This window comes from Paraburkholderia sp. A1BS-2L (assembly GCF_051125205.1).
Classification (GTDB): domain Bacteria; phylum Pseudomonadota; class Gammaproteobacteria; order Burkholderiales; family Burkholderiaceae; genus Paraburkholderia.
On sequence record NZ_CP120428.1, the window covers coordinates 207,126 to 222,182 of the forward strand.

Sequence of the window (15,057 nt, forward strand, 5' to 3'; positions counted from 1 at the left end):
GGCGCGGCATGAGCACGATGATGCATTCACCTTCGAGCACGAGTGAGGCGCAAGGCGTCGGCATCGGTTTGCGCCACGCGCACTACGGCGCGTTCATGGAGGCGCCGCCGCCGGTCTGCTGGGTCGAGGTCCATAGCGAGAACTATTTCGGCGATGGCGGCTACGACCTGCACGTGCTCGAAACGGTGCGCCGCGATGCGCCCGTGAGTGTGCACGGGGTGGGCCTCGGGCTTGGCTCGGCGGCGCGACTCGACGATACGCATCTCGCACGTCTCAAGCGTCTCGTCGAGCGCATCGAACCGGCGCTCGTTTCGGAGCATCTATGCTGGGGCGCGATGCCCCACGCCGCGCTCCACGATCTTTTGCCGATGCCGCTCACGCAGGCGTCGCTCGATCATCTGTGCGCGCGCGTCGCGCGAATGCAGGACACCCTGCGCCGGCGCGTGCTGATCGAAAACGTCTCCACGTACGTGCGCTTTCGCGACGACACCCTTGGCGAGACGACTTTTCTGGCCGAACTGGCGCGCCGCACCGGCTGCGGCGTGCTGCTCGACGTGAACAATCTCTACGTGAACCAATGCAATCACGGCGAGGACGCCCTCGCCGCGATGGCCGCATTGCCGCGCGAGGCGGTGGGCGAGTTGCATCTCGCGGGGCATCGCGTGACGGAGGCCGCGGTGATCGACGATCACGGCTCGCGCGTCGCGCCAGAAGTCTGGACGCTTTATGAGGCCGCGTTGCGCCGATTCGGCGCGGTGCCCACGCTGATCGAATGGGACACCGGCGTGCCGCCGCTCGATGTGCTGCTCGACGAAGCGAGGCTCGCGCGCGAGCGCATGACGTGCATTGCGCGCGATCCGCTCGCGAGCGCGCAGGTGCGCGCATGAGCGCCGATGAATCGCTGGCGTCGATGCAGGCGGCCTTTGCCGCCGCGCTCGACGATCCCTCCGCCGATGCCGCGCTGGCCGCGGCACACCTGCGCCCAGGCGCTTCGATTGGTGCCGCGCACGAACGTCTTGGCCTTTATCGCGGCAACGTGCGCGCCGCACGGCGCGCTGCGCTGGCGAGCGCGTATCCGGTGCTCGCGGCGCTCGTCGGAGAGGCTTACTTCGATGCACTCGCGCTCGCTTATGCGCGGGCGCATCCATCACGCGACGCGGATCTGAATCGCTTCGGCGCGGCTTTGCCGGTCTTCATCGAGCGCTACGAAACCGATGCGCGCTACGCATATTTCGGCGACGTCGCGCGGCTCGAATGGGCGCTGCACATGGCCGCCTTCGCCGCCGATGCCGAGCCGCTCGCGCCGGCGCAGTGGCAGGCGATCGGCGCGGAGCGGCTCATGTCGTCGCGGCTCGCCGTGCATCCGGCATGTGTCGCGCTGGCCTCGAATTACGCGGCGCTTGCTATTTGGCGCGCGCATCAGCAAGGCGATCAAAACCTCGGCGACAAAGCGCGTGAAGGAGCGCGCCAGCATGCGTGGCCCGACCGCGTCGATACACCGGGTTGGGTGCTTGTCGTGCGTCCGCGTTGGCGTCCCACTGCGCTTGCGCACACGCAGGCAGCGCACGAGGCGTTCGTGGCGCTTCAGCGCGGCGCGACGCTCGACGAAGCGCTCGAACGGGCATTCGCCGTCGACGAGGCGTTCGACTTCGCAAGCCATTGGCGCACGTGGATCGAGGCGGGCGCGATCGTGGGCTTGCACAGCGGATGACGCGTTCGCGCGCTGCAATTGACGTGCAGCAAATTATTACCCGGGTGATATTGCGCTTTAAAATTTACCCGGATAATATTAGCTCCGCGATTTGATACAGGAGCAAGTCATGGCAATGACAAATGAAGCCGCGTCAAGCGGCCCTCGCGTGACGGCCTTTGCCGGCACGCGGCTAATCGCGCGCGGCGCGCCGCGCGAAGTGGCGCTGGCGGTGAAGGCTGTGCTGGAGGGAGGGGAGACCGCGCAGGTGCTGGTTTTCGACGACCGCGACGCGAAGCCGGTGGAGTTCGATTTGCGCGGCCGCCCCGCGGACATAGCCGCGCGCCTCGCCGCCGATGCGGCATGGCAAGCCCGCACTGAAGGCGACCAACAAACGCAGCCAGACGACCCCGGCGAAGACGCCCCGCGCGGCCGGGGCCGGCCCAAGCTCGGCGTGGTAGCGCGCGAGGTCACGTTGCTGCCGCGCCATTGGGATTGGCTGGCGGCCCAGCCGGGCGGCGCGTCGGTGGTGCTGCGGCGGCTCGTGGAAAGCGCGCGTCATGTGAGCGAGGCGAAGGACCGCGTACGGACGTCGCAAGAGGCGGTGCACCGTTTCATGACCGCGCTGGCGGGCAATCTGCCGGGCTACGAGGAAGCGTTGCGCGCGCTGTATGCCGGCGAGCGTGCGCGCTTCGAGGCCTGGAGCGTGGATTGGCCCGAGGGCGTGCGCGACTACGTGCGGGAGCTCGCGCAAGGCGCGTTCGCATGAAGCCGCAACCAGCCATAACCTGCCGGCGCGGCTTCGTGGTGAGCCGCACCGGATAAGAGCATTAAAAACGCCCGGGCAAAAAAAAAGCCGCTCAGGCCACGTGGGCATGAGCGGGAAGTCGGAGAGTTTACATTTACAACCTCTGCATGAACTGTCATGGGGTCACGCAGCAGATGTAGTCTAAGCCGCGGGTATCTCCGTCGATATAGGAGTAGTCCGAAACTCCCGTCAGGCGGGGCTTTGCGCGCTATAGCCCCATTCGCCGGCGCGGGCTCGCAAGTCTGCCTTGCCACGCCGTTTGCGGCTCCGTACACTCGCGCGAGATTTCTCTCCCAAAAAGACAAGACCCAGACAAAACCCGATCGCGCCGGCAGCCATCGCAGCCACCGGCGCAGGACGACCAACAACGGTCAACAACAGCATAAGAGGAGCCCCATGTCCGACTCATATTTTCCCCGCTGGCGCGCGCAAACGAGCTCCGCGAAAAGCGTCGTCGCGCCCGACGAGCGCCTGCCCTGGCCGCAGATGTTCGCGATGGGCGTGCAGCACGTCGTCGCCATGTTCGGCTCGACGGTGCTCGCGCCGCTGCTCATGGGCTTCGATCCGAACCTGTGCATCTTCATGTCGGGCATTGCCACGCTGCTGTTCTTCGTCGTGGTGGGCGGGCGCGTGCCCAGCTACCTCGGTTCGAGCTTCGCGTTCATCGGTCTCGTGATTGCCGTCACCGGTTACGGCGGTCACGGGCCGAACACCAACATTCCGGTCGCGCTCGGCGGCATCGTCGCGTGCGGCGTGGCCTATGCGCTGATCGGCGTGCTCGTTTCGGTGGTCGGCACGGCGTGGATCGAAACGCTCATGCCGCCCGTGGTGACCGGCGCTATCGTGGCCGTGATCGGCCTGAATCTCGCGCCCATCGCTGTGAAGAGCGTGAGCGCCTCGCAGTTCGATTCGTGGATGGCGCTCGTCACCATCCTCTGCGTGGGCGGCGTGGCCGTCTTCACGCGGGGCATGCTCCAGCGTCTCCTGATTCTCGTGGGCCTCGCGATCGCTTACGCGATCTATGCAGTCGTGACCAACGGCATGGGCATGGGCAAGCCGATCGACTTCGCGATCGTCGGCAACGCGGCCTGGTTCGGCATGCCGAAGTTCACCGCGCCGGTGTTCGATCCGCATGCGATGACGATGCTCGTGCCCATCGCCGTGATTCTCGTGGCCGAAAATCTCGGCCACATCAAGGCCGTCTCCGCAATGACCGGCCAGAACCTCGACCGCTACGTGGGCCGCGCGTTCATCGGCGATGGCCTCGGCACCATCGTCTCGGGCTTCTCGGGCGGCACGGGCATGACGACCTACGCGGAGAACATCGGCGTGATGGCAGTCACCAAGATCTATTCGACGCTGGTGTTCGCGATTGCCGCGCTCATCGCGCTCGTGCTTGGCTTCTCGCCGAAGTTCGGCGCGGTGATCCAGACGATTCCGGGGCCGGTGCTCGGCGGCACGTCCATCGTCGTGTTCGGTTTGATCGCCGTGACGGGCGCGCGCATCTGGGTCGTCAACCGCGTCGACTTCTCAGATAACCGCAACTTGATCGTGGCCGCCGTCACGCTCGTGCTCGGCGCCGGTGACTTCTCGCTCAAGCTCGGCAATTTCGGGCTCGGCGGCATTGGCACCGCGACCTTCGGCGCGATCATTCTGTACGCGCTGTTGCGCAGGAAGCCGGCGCAGGAAGCGGCGGTTTAAGGCGAGCCATCTCTTTGCGAACGGCGCGCGTTTGGCGTCGCCACGCTGCAAATACGAATAAAAACGCGACACCCTTTATGACAGGGCGTCGCGTTTTTTGCTCTTTGAGCATATTTGCTTGGAACCGGAGTTGGCTCAAGGATCTATTGCGACTGCGGATCACCAGCAGTGCAAATTTCATCTGATTGTGTATTTATTGGGTGAAATATGAGCGCAGCTATAGATACACCTGTCACTACTTATAGATATGGAACCCACCAGAATCCAAATCCAGAAGAATTGTTTTTCTATATCGCAGTGGAAGAGGGATTTAACCTGTTCTCAATCCTTCTTTTGCCGTTTTCAAAAGTACAGCGGAAAAAGTATGAGAAGGAAGCGCTCACGGTAGGCATGCTGGAACGCGCCATTCACCGCGGGGTGTGGGACAGCCAGAGGCTCGCTGGGTAAGCAGCCGCGTGGCATGCCCACTATCCCTTATCCCCGATTGCGTCCGCGCGTGGTCATCGCGGTTTCAGAAAGATCCACTTCGCGCATCAGCTTCGAGAGCGTCTCGTCGTTGATCGTCTGGCGGTTGCGCAGGTCGAGCAGCGTCGCGCGTTCGGCGCGCATGGCCGCGAGGCGCATCTGCAGTTCGAGCGCTTCCGACTCGCGCGCGTGTTTGGCGCGGTCGCGGTCGGCGTCGAGCGTCGCGAGGCGGCGCCGGTAGGTGTCCATGACGCGCGCCGTGACATCCGCGGCGTAGGCGGCTTGCGATTCGTCCATGTCCTCGGTGGCTTTCTCGTGCAGCGCATCCACGGCGCGAATCGCGGCCTGTGCCGCCTGGGCGCGCGCGGCGCGCTCCTCGGCGGCGTGCGCCGGATGTGCGCCGCGCTTCACGCCGCGCAGCAGCAGCGGCAGCCCCACGATCGCCACCATTAGCGAGGCGAGAATCACGCCCGAGGCGATGAAAATGGCGGTGTCGCGCCCGGGCAGCGGTGCGCCGCTCGCGAGCGCCACGGGCAGCGAGAGCACGCCCGCGAGCGTGACCGCGCCGCGCACGCCGGCCACGGTTGTGATCGCCACGGTGCGCAGGCCCGGCACCGCGTTGGCCATGCCCTGTCGCGCTGCGCTGCGGCTCGCTACCCAGCGCAGCAGCCACACCCAGCCGAAGCGCATCGCGTAGAGCGCTGCGAGCACGGCGGCGATATAGCCGATGAGACGCATCATCTGCATGTTGCTCGTGTGATGCGCCTCGAGCAGCGCCTTGCCGAGAATGCCGGGGAACTGCAGCCCGAGCAGCGTGAACACCATGCCGTTGAAGACGAACTCGATCATCTGCCAGGTGCTGTTCGCGCGTACGCGCGAGGACACCGGCCCCATGTGCGCGACGCTCGTGTAGTTCATCATCATCCCGGCGGCCACGGCGGCGAGCACGCCCGAGACTTCAAGATGCTCCGCGAAGAGATAGGCCGCGAACGGAATCAGCAGCGTCATCACGACGCCGGGCGCGGGATCGCCCTCGCTGGTCATGTTCAGAAAGCGGGCGGACGCGAAGCTGAACAGCCAGCCGATCGCCGCGCCCACCGCGAGCCCGCCCGCCGCGATCACGAAGAAACTGAGCGTGGCGTCGCGCAGCGAGAAGTAGCCGGTGAGCGCGGCGGCCACGGCGAACTTGAGCGCGACGAGGCCGGACGCATCGTTCATCAGCGCTTCGCCTTCGAGGATGTGCATGAGTTGCGCGGGAATCCTGTCCTTGCCGGCGATGGCCGAGAGCGCGACGGCGTCGGTGGGCGAGAGCACGGCGGCGAGCGCGAAGGCCACTGGCAGCGAGATCTGCGGCACGAGCCAGTGCACGAAATAGCCCACCGCCACCACGGTGAACAGCACGAGGCCGAGCGCGAGCATCAGGATCGCGCGGCGCTGCATGAAGAATTCGCGCTTGGGGATGCGCCAGCCGTCCGCGAACAGCAGCGGCGGGATGAACAGCGCCATGAAGATATCGGGATCGAACGTGACGTGCGGATTGATGCGCGGAAACGTGAGCAATGCGCCGATGGCGATCTGCAAAAGCGGCAGTGGCAGCTTGACGGGCAACAGACGCACGATGACGCCCGAAAGTGCCACGGCAAGGAGCAGAATGAGAACGGTGAAAATGGTTTCCATCGATGACGTAAGGCGAGGACGCGATGCGTGCCGGTAGGGCGTCCCGGTCCCGGTAATGCGTCCTTTGAGTGTGTCCCTTTAATGCGGAAGCGTTGCGAGCGAATGCGGAGGTGCCTGGCCAGCCAGGCATCGGCTGGCGGGCAGTTTAGCCCGAGGGCGGCCTCCCGCGCCGCGAAGCGGGCAAGGGCTGCGCGGATGAGTGGCACGCTCCGCGTCATGCAGGTGCGGCCGCGTGTGATGCACGAAGTTGGTGCGCCGGGAGACGTTGCATGCCCGCTGGCCGCGCATGCGCGCGGGCAGCGCGCGGCCTGCGTGCGCACGAACCTTGCTTGACCTGATCGCAGGAGGCGCAACGCAGGGACCGCCGGCACGCGAGCCGCGGCGATCAACTTGCGCGAAGAGGAAAGCATGAGCACAGAGCAACACGACAAAACGGCCACGGCGCCTCATGGCTTCGACCTGAGCGTCGCATCGGGGCTCGAGCGCTATAGCGCACATCACGGCGAACTCACGCTCACGAGCGTGTTTCAGCCCGTTTTCAGCCTCTCGCATATGCGCGCGATCGGCTACGAAGGATTCTTGCGCGCGCACGACGCGCTCGACCGGCCGGTCTCGCCGCTCGACGTGTTCGGGGCTGCCGCGCGCGTGGGCGAGGCGCTCCAGGTGGACCGGCTCGCGCAGGCGCTGCATCTGGAGAACTTCGCGTTGCTGGGCGCCGAGCGCGAGTGGTTGTTTCTGAACGTGCATCCGGGCACGCTGACCGACCCTTATCATGCGGCGGCGCTGCTCGCGAACCTGCGGCGGCTCGATTTGCCGCCGCGGCGCATCGTGCTCGAAGTGCTCGACGTGCCGGACGCGCAGGGCTTGCAGAGTGCGGACAAGACCGGGGCCATCGATCTCGACGTGCTCGCGCACGCGGTGGCCGAGTTTCGCGAGCGCGGCTTTCTCGTGGCGCTAGACGACTTCGGCGCGGGGCATGTCGACATCGGCCGCGTGTGGCAGCTGAATCCCGATATCGTGAAGCTCGACCGCATCATGCTGCTGCACGCCGCGCATCGCGCCGACATGGCCGCGACGCTGCCCGCGCTGGTTGCGTTGCTGCACGAAGCGGGCAAGCTGGTGCTGATCGAGGGCGTGGAAACGGAGCAGGAGGCGCAGCTCGCGCTGTCGTGCAACGCCGACTTCGTGCAAGGCTTTTTCTTCGCGCGGCCCGCGCCGGGTCTGACCGACGCGGTGCACGCGCAAGCCGTGATCGCCGAGGCCACCGAGCGCTATCGTGAGCAGACCGAAGCACGCGAGCGCGGCACGGCAAGCCGTCTTGCACCCTACGTGCGCGCGTTCGAGCGCGCGGCCGAGCGCCTTGGCGCAGGCGAAGCGCTGGAGGAGGTGTGCTGGAATTTCCTCGCGCTCGATCACGCGGCGCGCTGCTTCCTGCTCGACGCAAACGGGCGTCAGGCGGGGCGCAACGTGGTGCTGCGCGTGGACCGCGCCGAGCACGATGCGCGCTTCCTGCCGCTCGACGACGCACAGGGCGCGAACTGGCTGCGCCGGCCGTACTTCCGCGCCGCGCTGGTGGCGCCGGGACGTGTGCACACGAGCTCGCCGTATCTCTCGATAAACGAGGCGCTGCCGTGCGTGACGCTCTCGATGGCGGTGCAGGTGGGCGACCGCCTGTGCGTGCTGTGCGGCGACGTGGATTGGTTTGCTGAAGAGCCGGCCTGAGCGCGGGCCGGACGGACCGAAGAGATCGACTATCGACGAAAAAACGGCGCGAGTGTGAGGCACTCGCGCCGTTTGCATCTTGACGACCGCGCCGCCTACTTCGCAACCACCACGGGAATGCCGCGCAACGCACCCACACCCTTGAACGACGCAAGCGCCTCGTCGACAGCCGCGCTCGTCTTCACGTCGATGTTCAGGCGCGTGGCGAGTTCGCGTTCGCTGCGCTTGACCGAGGCGAGATTCGCGAGCTTCACGTGGCCATAGCCGCGCACGCGCTGATGCAGGCTCGCGAATTTTGCGAGATCGGCGGCCCGGTTGGCGGTATCGCCGGCGGTGACATTCGCGAGCGCGCCGCGCAGCGTCGCCTCGTAGTCGTCGGCGAGGGCGCGTTCCATGCGCCGCTCGAGCGTCTTGCCGAACGGGTCGAGCCACGTGCCGCGCAAGCCGCGTCCCTTCGCGAGCAGCGCGAGCCCGGTCCATAGCCACTGGCCGAACTGGATCTTGCGCGGATGCTGGCCGTTCTTCTCGCGCGCGACGAGCGGCGGCGCGAGATTGAACTTCACCGTGAAGTCGCTGCCCGCACGGCCTTCGAACTGCGCTTCGAGCGCGGTGCGGAAGGCCGGATCGGCGTGCAGGCGCGCCACTTCGTATTCGTCCTTCACGGCGAGCAGCTTGTAGAACGTGGCCGCGACGGCGCGCGCGAGCGCCTGATCGGCGGAAGAATCCGCGCGGCGCGCGGCATCGACCAGCGCGCGATAACGCTTCACGTAGCTCGCGCCGCCATAGGCGAGCAGACGCTGCTCGCGGTCGGCGATCAGTTCGTCGAGCGTTTGCGTGAGCTTGCGCACCGCGGCCTTCGCAGCCGCCGTGCGCTGCATGTCCAGCGCTTCGAGCGCGGCGGCGTCGGCGGCGGCGAGTCGCCCGATCGAGAACGCGAACAGGTTCGCCTGCACGGCCACGTTGTTCAGCTCGATCGCGCGCGTGAGCGCCGCGAGCGACACCGGCACGAGGCCGAGCTGCCACGCGAAGCCGAGCATCAGGATGTTCGCGCCGATCGTGTCGCCGAGGAAGCGTTGCGCGAGCGCCTGGGCATCGCACGTCGAGAGCGGATCTTGAGCCGGCGTTGCGCCGTTAGTGGCCGCATGGCGCATCTTCGCGAGCAGGGCGTCGGCGTGCAGGTTCGCCTCGGGGTTCTGCACGAACGCCGCGTTCGGAATCTCGTGCGTGTTCACGACGATGCGCGTGCGGTCGTGGCGCACGGTTTGCAGCGCGTCGGCGCTTGCGCCCACCACCATGTCGCAGGCGAGCAGCAGGTCGGCCTGCTGCGTGTCGATGCGCACCTGGTTGAGCAGCGCATCGGTCGCGGCGAAACGCACGAACGACAGCACCGAGCCGCCCTTTTGCGCGAAGCCCATGAAATCGAGCACCGAAGCGCTCTTGCCCTCCAGATGCGCGGCCATGCTGATGAGCGCGCCCACCGTCACCACGCCCGTGCCGCCCACGCCGGTCACGAGAATGTCGTAAGGCGCGTTGTCCAGATGCGTGGCCGGAACCGGCAGCGCATTCACGCGCGCCGCGAGCGCCTGCGGATCGAACGCGGCGCCCGCGGCCTTCTTGAGCTTGCCGCCTTTCACAGCGACGAAGCTCGGGCAGAAGCCGTTCACGCACGAATAGTCCTTGTTGCACGACGACTGATCGATGCGGCGCTTGCGCCCCAGTTCCGTTTCCACGGGCTCGACCGAGAGGCAGTTCGACTGCACGCCGCAATCGCCGCAGCCTTCGCAGACTTCCTCGTTGATGAAGAGGCGCTTGTCCGGATCGGGGAATTCGCCCTTCTTGCGGCGGCGGCGCTTTTCGGCGGCGCAAGTCTGGTCGTAGATCAGCACGGTCACGCCCGGCGTTTCGCGCAGTTCGCGCTGCACGGTGTCGAGCTCGCTGCGGTGATGGAACGTCGTGCCCTTCGGGAACAGGCCGTGATGGCCATCGTATTTCTCGGGCTCGTCGCTCACTACCACGAAGCGCGAGACGCCCTCGGCCTCCACCTGGCGCGCGATCTGCGGCACGGAGATGCTGCCGTCGACGGGCTGGCCGCCCGTCATCGCCACGGCATCGTTGTAGAGGATCTTGTAGGTGATGTTGGCCTTCGCGGCCACGGCCTGGCGAATCGCAAGGATGCCTGAATGAAAGTAGGTGCCGTCGCCGAGATTCTGGAACACATGACGCGTGTTCGTGAACATCGAATGCGAGGCCCAGTCCACGCCTTCGCCGCCCATCTGGATCAGGCCCGTGGTGTCGCGTTCCATCCACGAAGCCATGAAGTGACAGCCGATGCCGGCCTGCGCGATCGAGCCTTCGGGCACCTTGGTCGAGGTGTTGTGCGGGCAGCCCGAGCAGAAGTAGGGCGTGCGCTTCACGGCATCGGCGACGTTCGAGAGAATCTGCGGCGCGACGAGATCGACCACGCGCTCGCGGCGGTCGAGCATGGGCTTGTGCTGCGCGAGCCACGCGGCGAACACGGGCAGGATGCGCGAAGGGCGCAATTCGCCCAGATCGGAGAGCAGCAGCGTGCCGTCCTCGGCGTGCTTGCCGACGATAGCCGGGCGCGCACCGTCCTTGCGGTTGTAGAGATGGTCCTTGATCTGCTGCTCGATCACGGGGCCCTTCTCTTCGATCACGAGCACATTGGCGAGCCCCGAAACGAAGGCGTCGATGCGCGACATCTCCAGCGGGAACGAGAGCCCCACTTTGTAGATGCGCACACCCGCGCGGTCGAGGTCGTCGACCGTGAGGTCGAGGCGGCGCAGCGCTTCCATGAGGTCGAGATGCGCCTTGCCGCAGGTCACGATGCCCACGTCCGCGTGGGGGCTCGGCGCGATCCACTTGTCGATGCTGTTCGCGCGCGCGAAGTGGCGCACGGCGTCGAGCTTGGCCGCGAGGCGCTGCTCGATCGAGAGGCTCGGCAGATCGGGCCAGCGATTGTGCAGGCCGCCGGGTGGCGGCGTGAAGCCCGATGTTGCCAACTCAGGCGCCTGCCAGTCGGTTTTTACAGCATCGAGATCGACGGTCGAGCCCGATTCCACCGTTTCGGAAATCGCCTTGTAGCCCACCCATGCGCCCGAGTAGCGCGAGAGCGCCCAGCCGTACAGGCCGAACTCGAGCATGTCGGCGATGTTCGACGGATTCACGATTGGCATGTGCCACGCCATCATTGCGAAGTCGCTCTGATGCGGCATCGACGACGACACGCAGCCATGATCGTCGCCCGCCACCACGAGCACGCCGCCGTGTGGCGACGAGCCATAGGCGTTGCCATGCTTGAGCGCGTCGCCGGCGCGGTCGACGCCCGGGCCCTTGCCGTACCACATCGCGAACACGCCTTCGACGGTGCGCTCGGGGTCGGCTTCCACGCGCTGGGTGCCGAGCACGGCGGTGCCTCCCAATTCCTCGTTGATGGCGGGCAGGAAGCGCACGTCGGCGGCTTCGAGCAGCTTCTTCGCCTTCCACGCCTGCTGATCGACCATGCCGAGCGGCGAGCCGCGATAGCCGCTGATGAAGCCTGCCGTGTTCAGCCCATGCGCGCGGTCGAGCGCGCGCTGCATGAGCGGCAGGCGGATGAGCGCCTGGGTGCCGGTGAGGAAGATGCGGCCGCGCGTGGCGGTGAGGTTGTCGGTGAGCTTGTAGTCAGCGAGAGGGGGCGTGGCAGGCGTGTCGCCGAACGCGGGGCGCGCAGTCATGAGGAGTCTCCGTTTTGTCGATCGCAGTTGGCGCTTCAGCGCTTACTGCGATCCCATGCAAGGCTATTGCTGTCGCACCCCCTTCGTGGAGGGCGGCGAGGAAGACTCTATTTTTTCGCGCCAATGACGGAAATATTTTGCTAACTCACCAGGCGCGGCAGGTTTTCGCGCGATAAGCTGCCCGTCACGGGGTAATTTTGAGAAGGATTTCCCCTACAGCGTTTCGGACGCCCGGGAGGGGCCGGCTTCAGATCACGCTCGGCCCGTATGGCCTGGCGTCGTCGAATTCCACGACCTCGTGAAAGTGTGTGTAGTCGATGGTGCTCACGCCGTTCACGTCGCTCATCAGATCGACGTAGCGGTATTGCCAGCGGATTTGCGCATCCGACCAGATATGGCGCGCCTGCATGGTCTGCGCGGTCGACTCGTCCGAACCTTCGATCACGACGTGCAGCGCCGCGCTCTGGTTCGCGAGCATGTCGGGCGTGGCGCCGAACAGCGGGCTCGATTCGTCGATCACGTGCATGAGGTTCCAGCCGAGCGTGAAGAGCGGATGCTCCGAGCGCACGAGCTTGAGGTCGTAGATGCGCCGAGCGGTGTAGCCGTCCGACGAGGTTTCGACGCGGATCAGGCGCAGCTTCGCCTGCGCTTCGGCAATCACGTTCTGGCGCGCGTTGGCGGCGCGCGCCATCAGCGTCAAGCGGCCTTCGATCGGATGCACGACCACCTGGTTCGCAAACAGGATCTTGGCGCGCGGGCGCGAGAAGCGCGCGAACACGAGCCCCGTGGCCAACGCGACCCCCGACATGCCGACGAAGATCTCGAGCGTCGCGACGAGGTGGGCATAGACGGTTTGCGGATGCATGTCGCCGTAGCCGACCGTCGCGAGCGTCTCTACGCTGAAGAAGAAGGCACCGAGAAAGCCTTGCGGAAACTGGTTGGCGATGGGCGCCTCGCCCAGCTGATAGAGGCACGCGAAGAGGCCGTTGAGCAGCACGAAGAGGCCGGCGAGCGAGGCGAAGAACGTGAGCCAGCGCATCTGCAGCGCGAAGTGATAAAAGTCGCGCCAGGTCTGCACGGGCATGCCGTAGACGAGAATTTTCCGCGCGCCGAATTCCAGTGTTCGCGCGGTGCGGCGAGGGGCCTCTTCGGGTTTGGATTTGGGTTTGGGCGTGGCCGATGCCGACGCCGACGCAGGGGATGCGCCTTTGCACAGCGTGTCGGTCGAGGTTTCCTCGGGCTGCACATTCGCCGCGTTCGCGGGCGGCGCGTGGGCGGCGGAAGCGTCCTGTACGGCCTGCATGTCGGCGCCGGCATTTTCGCAGGCGTCGCGCCCCGGCATTTCGGATGTCATGGTGGTCCCTTCTTCAGGGGGAGCGAAATGAGGAGGCAAGCGTAGCAATCCCGGAGATGCAGGACAAGCGGCCGAGCGCGCAGCGCTCCTGTGCGGGATCAAGCCGGGTTCAAGCCGGGTTCAAGCCAGGTTCAAGCCAAAATTCGGATGCGTGCGGCGCGAGTGCGCCGGTCACGGAAATGCGTGCGGCTTGGGAATGCCAGCGCCGTGCTCGATGTCGGCGATGGCCTGGCGGCGCGCGGCATCGACGGCTTCGGCGGAGGCCTCGAAGCCCGCGTTGCCGCCAATCGTGACCCATGGCTGCACGGGCTTGTCGCGGTGCGTGATCTGGTATTCGGCGTCCCAGCGCGCGCCCTGCAGTTCGAGCGGATGCACGTGGATAGCGTAGACGCCGTAGAGAAAGAGTTGTTCGGCCATGTTCGTCTCCTGCCGGCCGGAGCAAGCGCGCTTTGGCGTCATGGCTGCCGGCCGAAGAGGACCGCTGGGGACAGGATCGCCGCCCCGCGCGGTTCGAGATTGCCTCTCTTGCGCCTTACAGTTCGAGTTCGCCGAGAATGCGATGCGCGAGCGCCTTCGCTTCTTCGAGCGCTTCCTCAGGCGTGCCAGAGGCGCTCTCTACTTCGTAGATGGCGTTCTCGAGCTCCTCGCCGTCGTCGCGCGCCAGGGAGACCAGGCCTTGGTACTGGCCGGCGTTCATGGGCCGCACGGAGGCGACTGCCGTATAGATCCCCTTGGTGTAGCTGACGTCTTCCATGGCGGGCTCCTCGTGAAAGGAGCTTCCATGCTAGCACGTTGATTCTTCGCCTGCGGGGCACGCTCGTGACGCTGACAAGGCGCTTTCATGTCAGTGTTGCGCCGCGCATCGCGCGCGGCGCGGGTTGGGCCAGTGCGTTAATCCGCGAGTAGCGCGACGACCTCGTCGAGCGTGGGCGAATGCGCGCCGGGCCGGCGGCACGCGGCGGCGCCGGCGGCGAGCGCGAACGCCAGATGCTGGCGCCACTCGCGCCGCGGCGCGCTCATCAGGCTGAAAAGCAGCCCGCCGATGGACGCGTCGCCCGCGCCCACCGTATCGGCCACCTCGACGCGCGGCGGGGCCGCTTCGATCACCGCATCGCCGGCATAGAGCGTCGCGGGCTGCGAGCCGCGCGTGACGAGCAGCGTCGCGGCGGGGTTCAGCGCACGCATCGCCGCGATGGCCTCGGCTTCGCTCTTATCGGCGAACAGCATGCGCAAATCTTCGTCGGACACCTTGATGAGGTCGGCGAGCGCGGCCATGCGGCGCAGGATCGGCTCATAGCCGTGCGCCATCAGATTGCGGTAGTTCGGGTCGAAGCTGATCTTCACGCCGGCCTCGCGCAACTGCGCCGCGAGCGTCGCGAGCGTTTCGCCGAGCGGCTGGCGCACGAGGCTGATGCAGCCGAAGTGCGCCCACTTCGCGTGCGCGCGCCAGCCTTCGGGCAGCTTCGCCGGATCGAAGGCGAGGTCGGCGCTGTTCTCGCCGATGAAGTAGTACGCGGGCGGATGCGTCTGGTGCACGATCGCGAGCAGCGGCGCGCGCTCGACGCGCTGCATGAAGCGCATGTCGAGGCCGGCGGCGACGCTCGCGTTCCAGAGCTCGTCGGAGAAGTTGTCGGTGCCGAGCGCGCCCGCGCATGCGGTTGGCAGGCCGAGGCGCGCCACCGCGCGCGCCACGTTCCAGCCGGCGCCGCCGGGATGCGCGCGCCAGTGCGAATCCATGCCCGGCGCGCTCGACGCGTGCGGCGCGCCTTCGGGCGCGGGAGCGCGCACGAGATCGGTGAGGATGTCGCCCGCCGAGATGAAGGCGGGGAAGCCGGACGAGAAGTCGGGGCCAGTGTTGCAGGTGCTCATCGCTTGTTCCTTCTCAATTCCTTCGCTGAGTCTTCGC

General features: G+C 66.5%; 12 protein-coding genes. 6 read left to right on the top strand and 6 right to left on the bottom strand.

What is annotated here, in order from left to right; genetic code table 11:
* The first annotated feature begins 8 nt into the window (after positions 1–8).
* The 5 genes from bufB (at position 9) to P5W98_RS00900 (ending at position 4,646) form a co-directional block, all read left to right on the top strand.
* On the top strand, positions 9–887 hold the full coding sequence (bufB, locus tag P5W98_RS00880; RefSeq protein ID WP_421073431.1) for an MNIO family bufferin maturase: 879 nt from the start codon (positions 9–11) through the stop codon (positions 885–887).
* A complete protein-coding gene (locus P5W98_RS00885; RefSeq protein WP_421073432.1) occupies positions 884–1,711 on the top strand; it encodes an HvfC/BufC family peptide modification chaperone in 828 nt (275 codons plus the stop codon). Before bufB ends, P5W98_RS00885 begins: the two co-directional genes overlap by 4 nt.
* Positions 1,712–1,820: 109 nt before the next feature.
* Positions 1,821–2,459, top strand: coding sequence for a DUF2239 family protein (locus tag P5W98_RS00890; protein ID WP_421022798.1), 639 nt, complete (start codon positions 1,821–1,823; stop codon positions 2,457–2,459).
* Between the two features lie 435 nt (positions 2,460–2,894).
* The gene (locus tag P5W98_RS00895) at positions 2,895–4,199 is read left to right on the top strand and encodes a solute carrier family 23 protein (RefSeq protein WP_421022799.1); all 1,305 of its coding nucleotides are present in this window, start codon (positions 2,895–2,897) and stop codon (positions 4,197–4,199) included.
* A gap of 207 nt (positions 4,200–4,406) precedes the next feature.
* Positions 4,407–4,646 carry a hypothetical protein gene (locus tag P5W98_RS00900; RefSeq protein ID WP_421022800.1) on the top strand — a complete coding sequence of 80 codons (240 nt, stop codon included), beginning with the start codon at positions 4,407–4,409 and terminating at the stop codon, positions 4,644–4,646.
* Between the two features lie 27 nt (positions 4,647–4,673).
* Here the strand turns inward: P5W98_RS00900 and P5W98_RS00905 are convergent, their stop codons facing one another.
* On the bottom strand, positions 4,674–6,341 hold the full coding sequence (locus P5W98_RS00905) for a Na+/H+ antiporter (RefSeq protein WP_421022801.1): 1,668 nt from the start codon (positions 6,339–6,341) through the stop codon (positions 4,674–4,676).
* A 408-nt stretch (positions 6,342–6,749) separates the two neighbouring features.
* Here P5W98_RS00905 and P5W98_RS00910 point away from each other — a divergent pair, with 408 nt between their 5' ends.
* Positions 6,750–8,063: an EAL domain-containing protein gene (locus P5W98_RS00910; protein WP_421073433.1), complete on the top strand. Its 1,314-nt coding sequence runs from the start codon at positions 6,750–6,752 to the stop codon at positions 8,061–8,063.
* Positions 8,064–8,158: 95 nt separating this feature from the next.
* Here P5W98_RS00910 and P5W98_RS00915 read toward each other — a convergent pair whose 3' ends face one another.
* From P5W98_RS00915 to P5W98_RS00935, 5 genes are all read right to left on the bottom strand, one after another.
* Positions 8,159–11,797 (bottom strand): indolepyruvate ferredoxin oxidoreductase family protein, encoded by a 3,639-nt coding sequence (locus P5W98_RS00915; protein ID WP_421073434.1) that lies wholly within the window; start codon positions 11,795–11,797, stop codon positions 8,159–8,161.
* Positions 11,798–12,044: 247 nt separating this feature from the next.
* Positions 12,045–13,151: an ion channel gene (locus tag P5W98_RS00920; RefSeq protein WP_421022804.1), complete on the bottom strand. Its 1,107-nt coding sequence runs from the start codon at positions 13,149–13,151 to the stop codon at positions 12,045–12,047.
* Positions 13,152–13,322: 171 nt separating this feature from the next.
* Entirely contained in the window at positions 13,323–13,568 is a 246-nt protein-coding gene (locus P5W98_RS00925; RefSeq protein WP_213297956.1) for a hypothetical protein, read from the bottom strand.
* Positions 13,569–13,683: 115 nt separating this feature from the next.
* Positions 13,684–13,905 (bottom strand): hypothetical protein, encoded by a 222-nt coding sequence (locus tag P5W98_RS00930; RefSeq protein ID WP_421022806.1) that lies wholly within the window; start codon positions 13,903–13,905, stop codon positions 13,684–13,686.
* 137 nt (positions 13,906–14,042) lie between these two features.
* On the bottom strand, positions 14,043–15,020 hold the full coding sequence (locus P5W98_RS00935) for a carbohydrate kinase family protein (protein ID WP_421044607.1): 978 nt from the start codon (positions 15,018–15,020) through the stop codon (positions 14,043–14,045).
* Between the last annotated feature and the right edge of the window lie 37 nt (positions 15,021–15,057).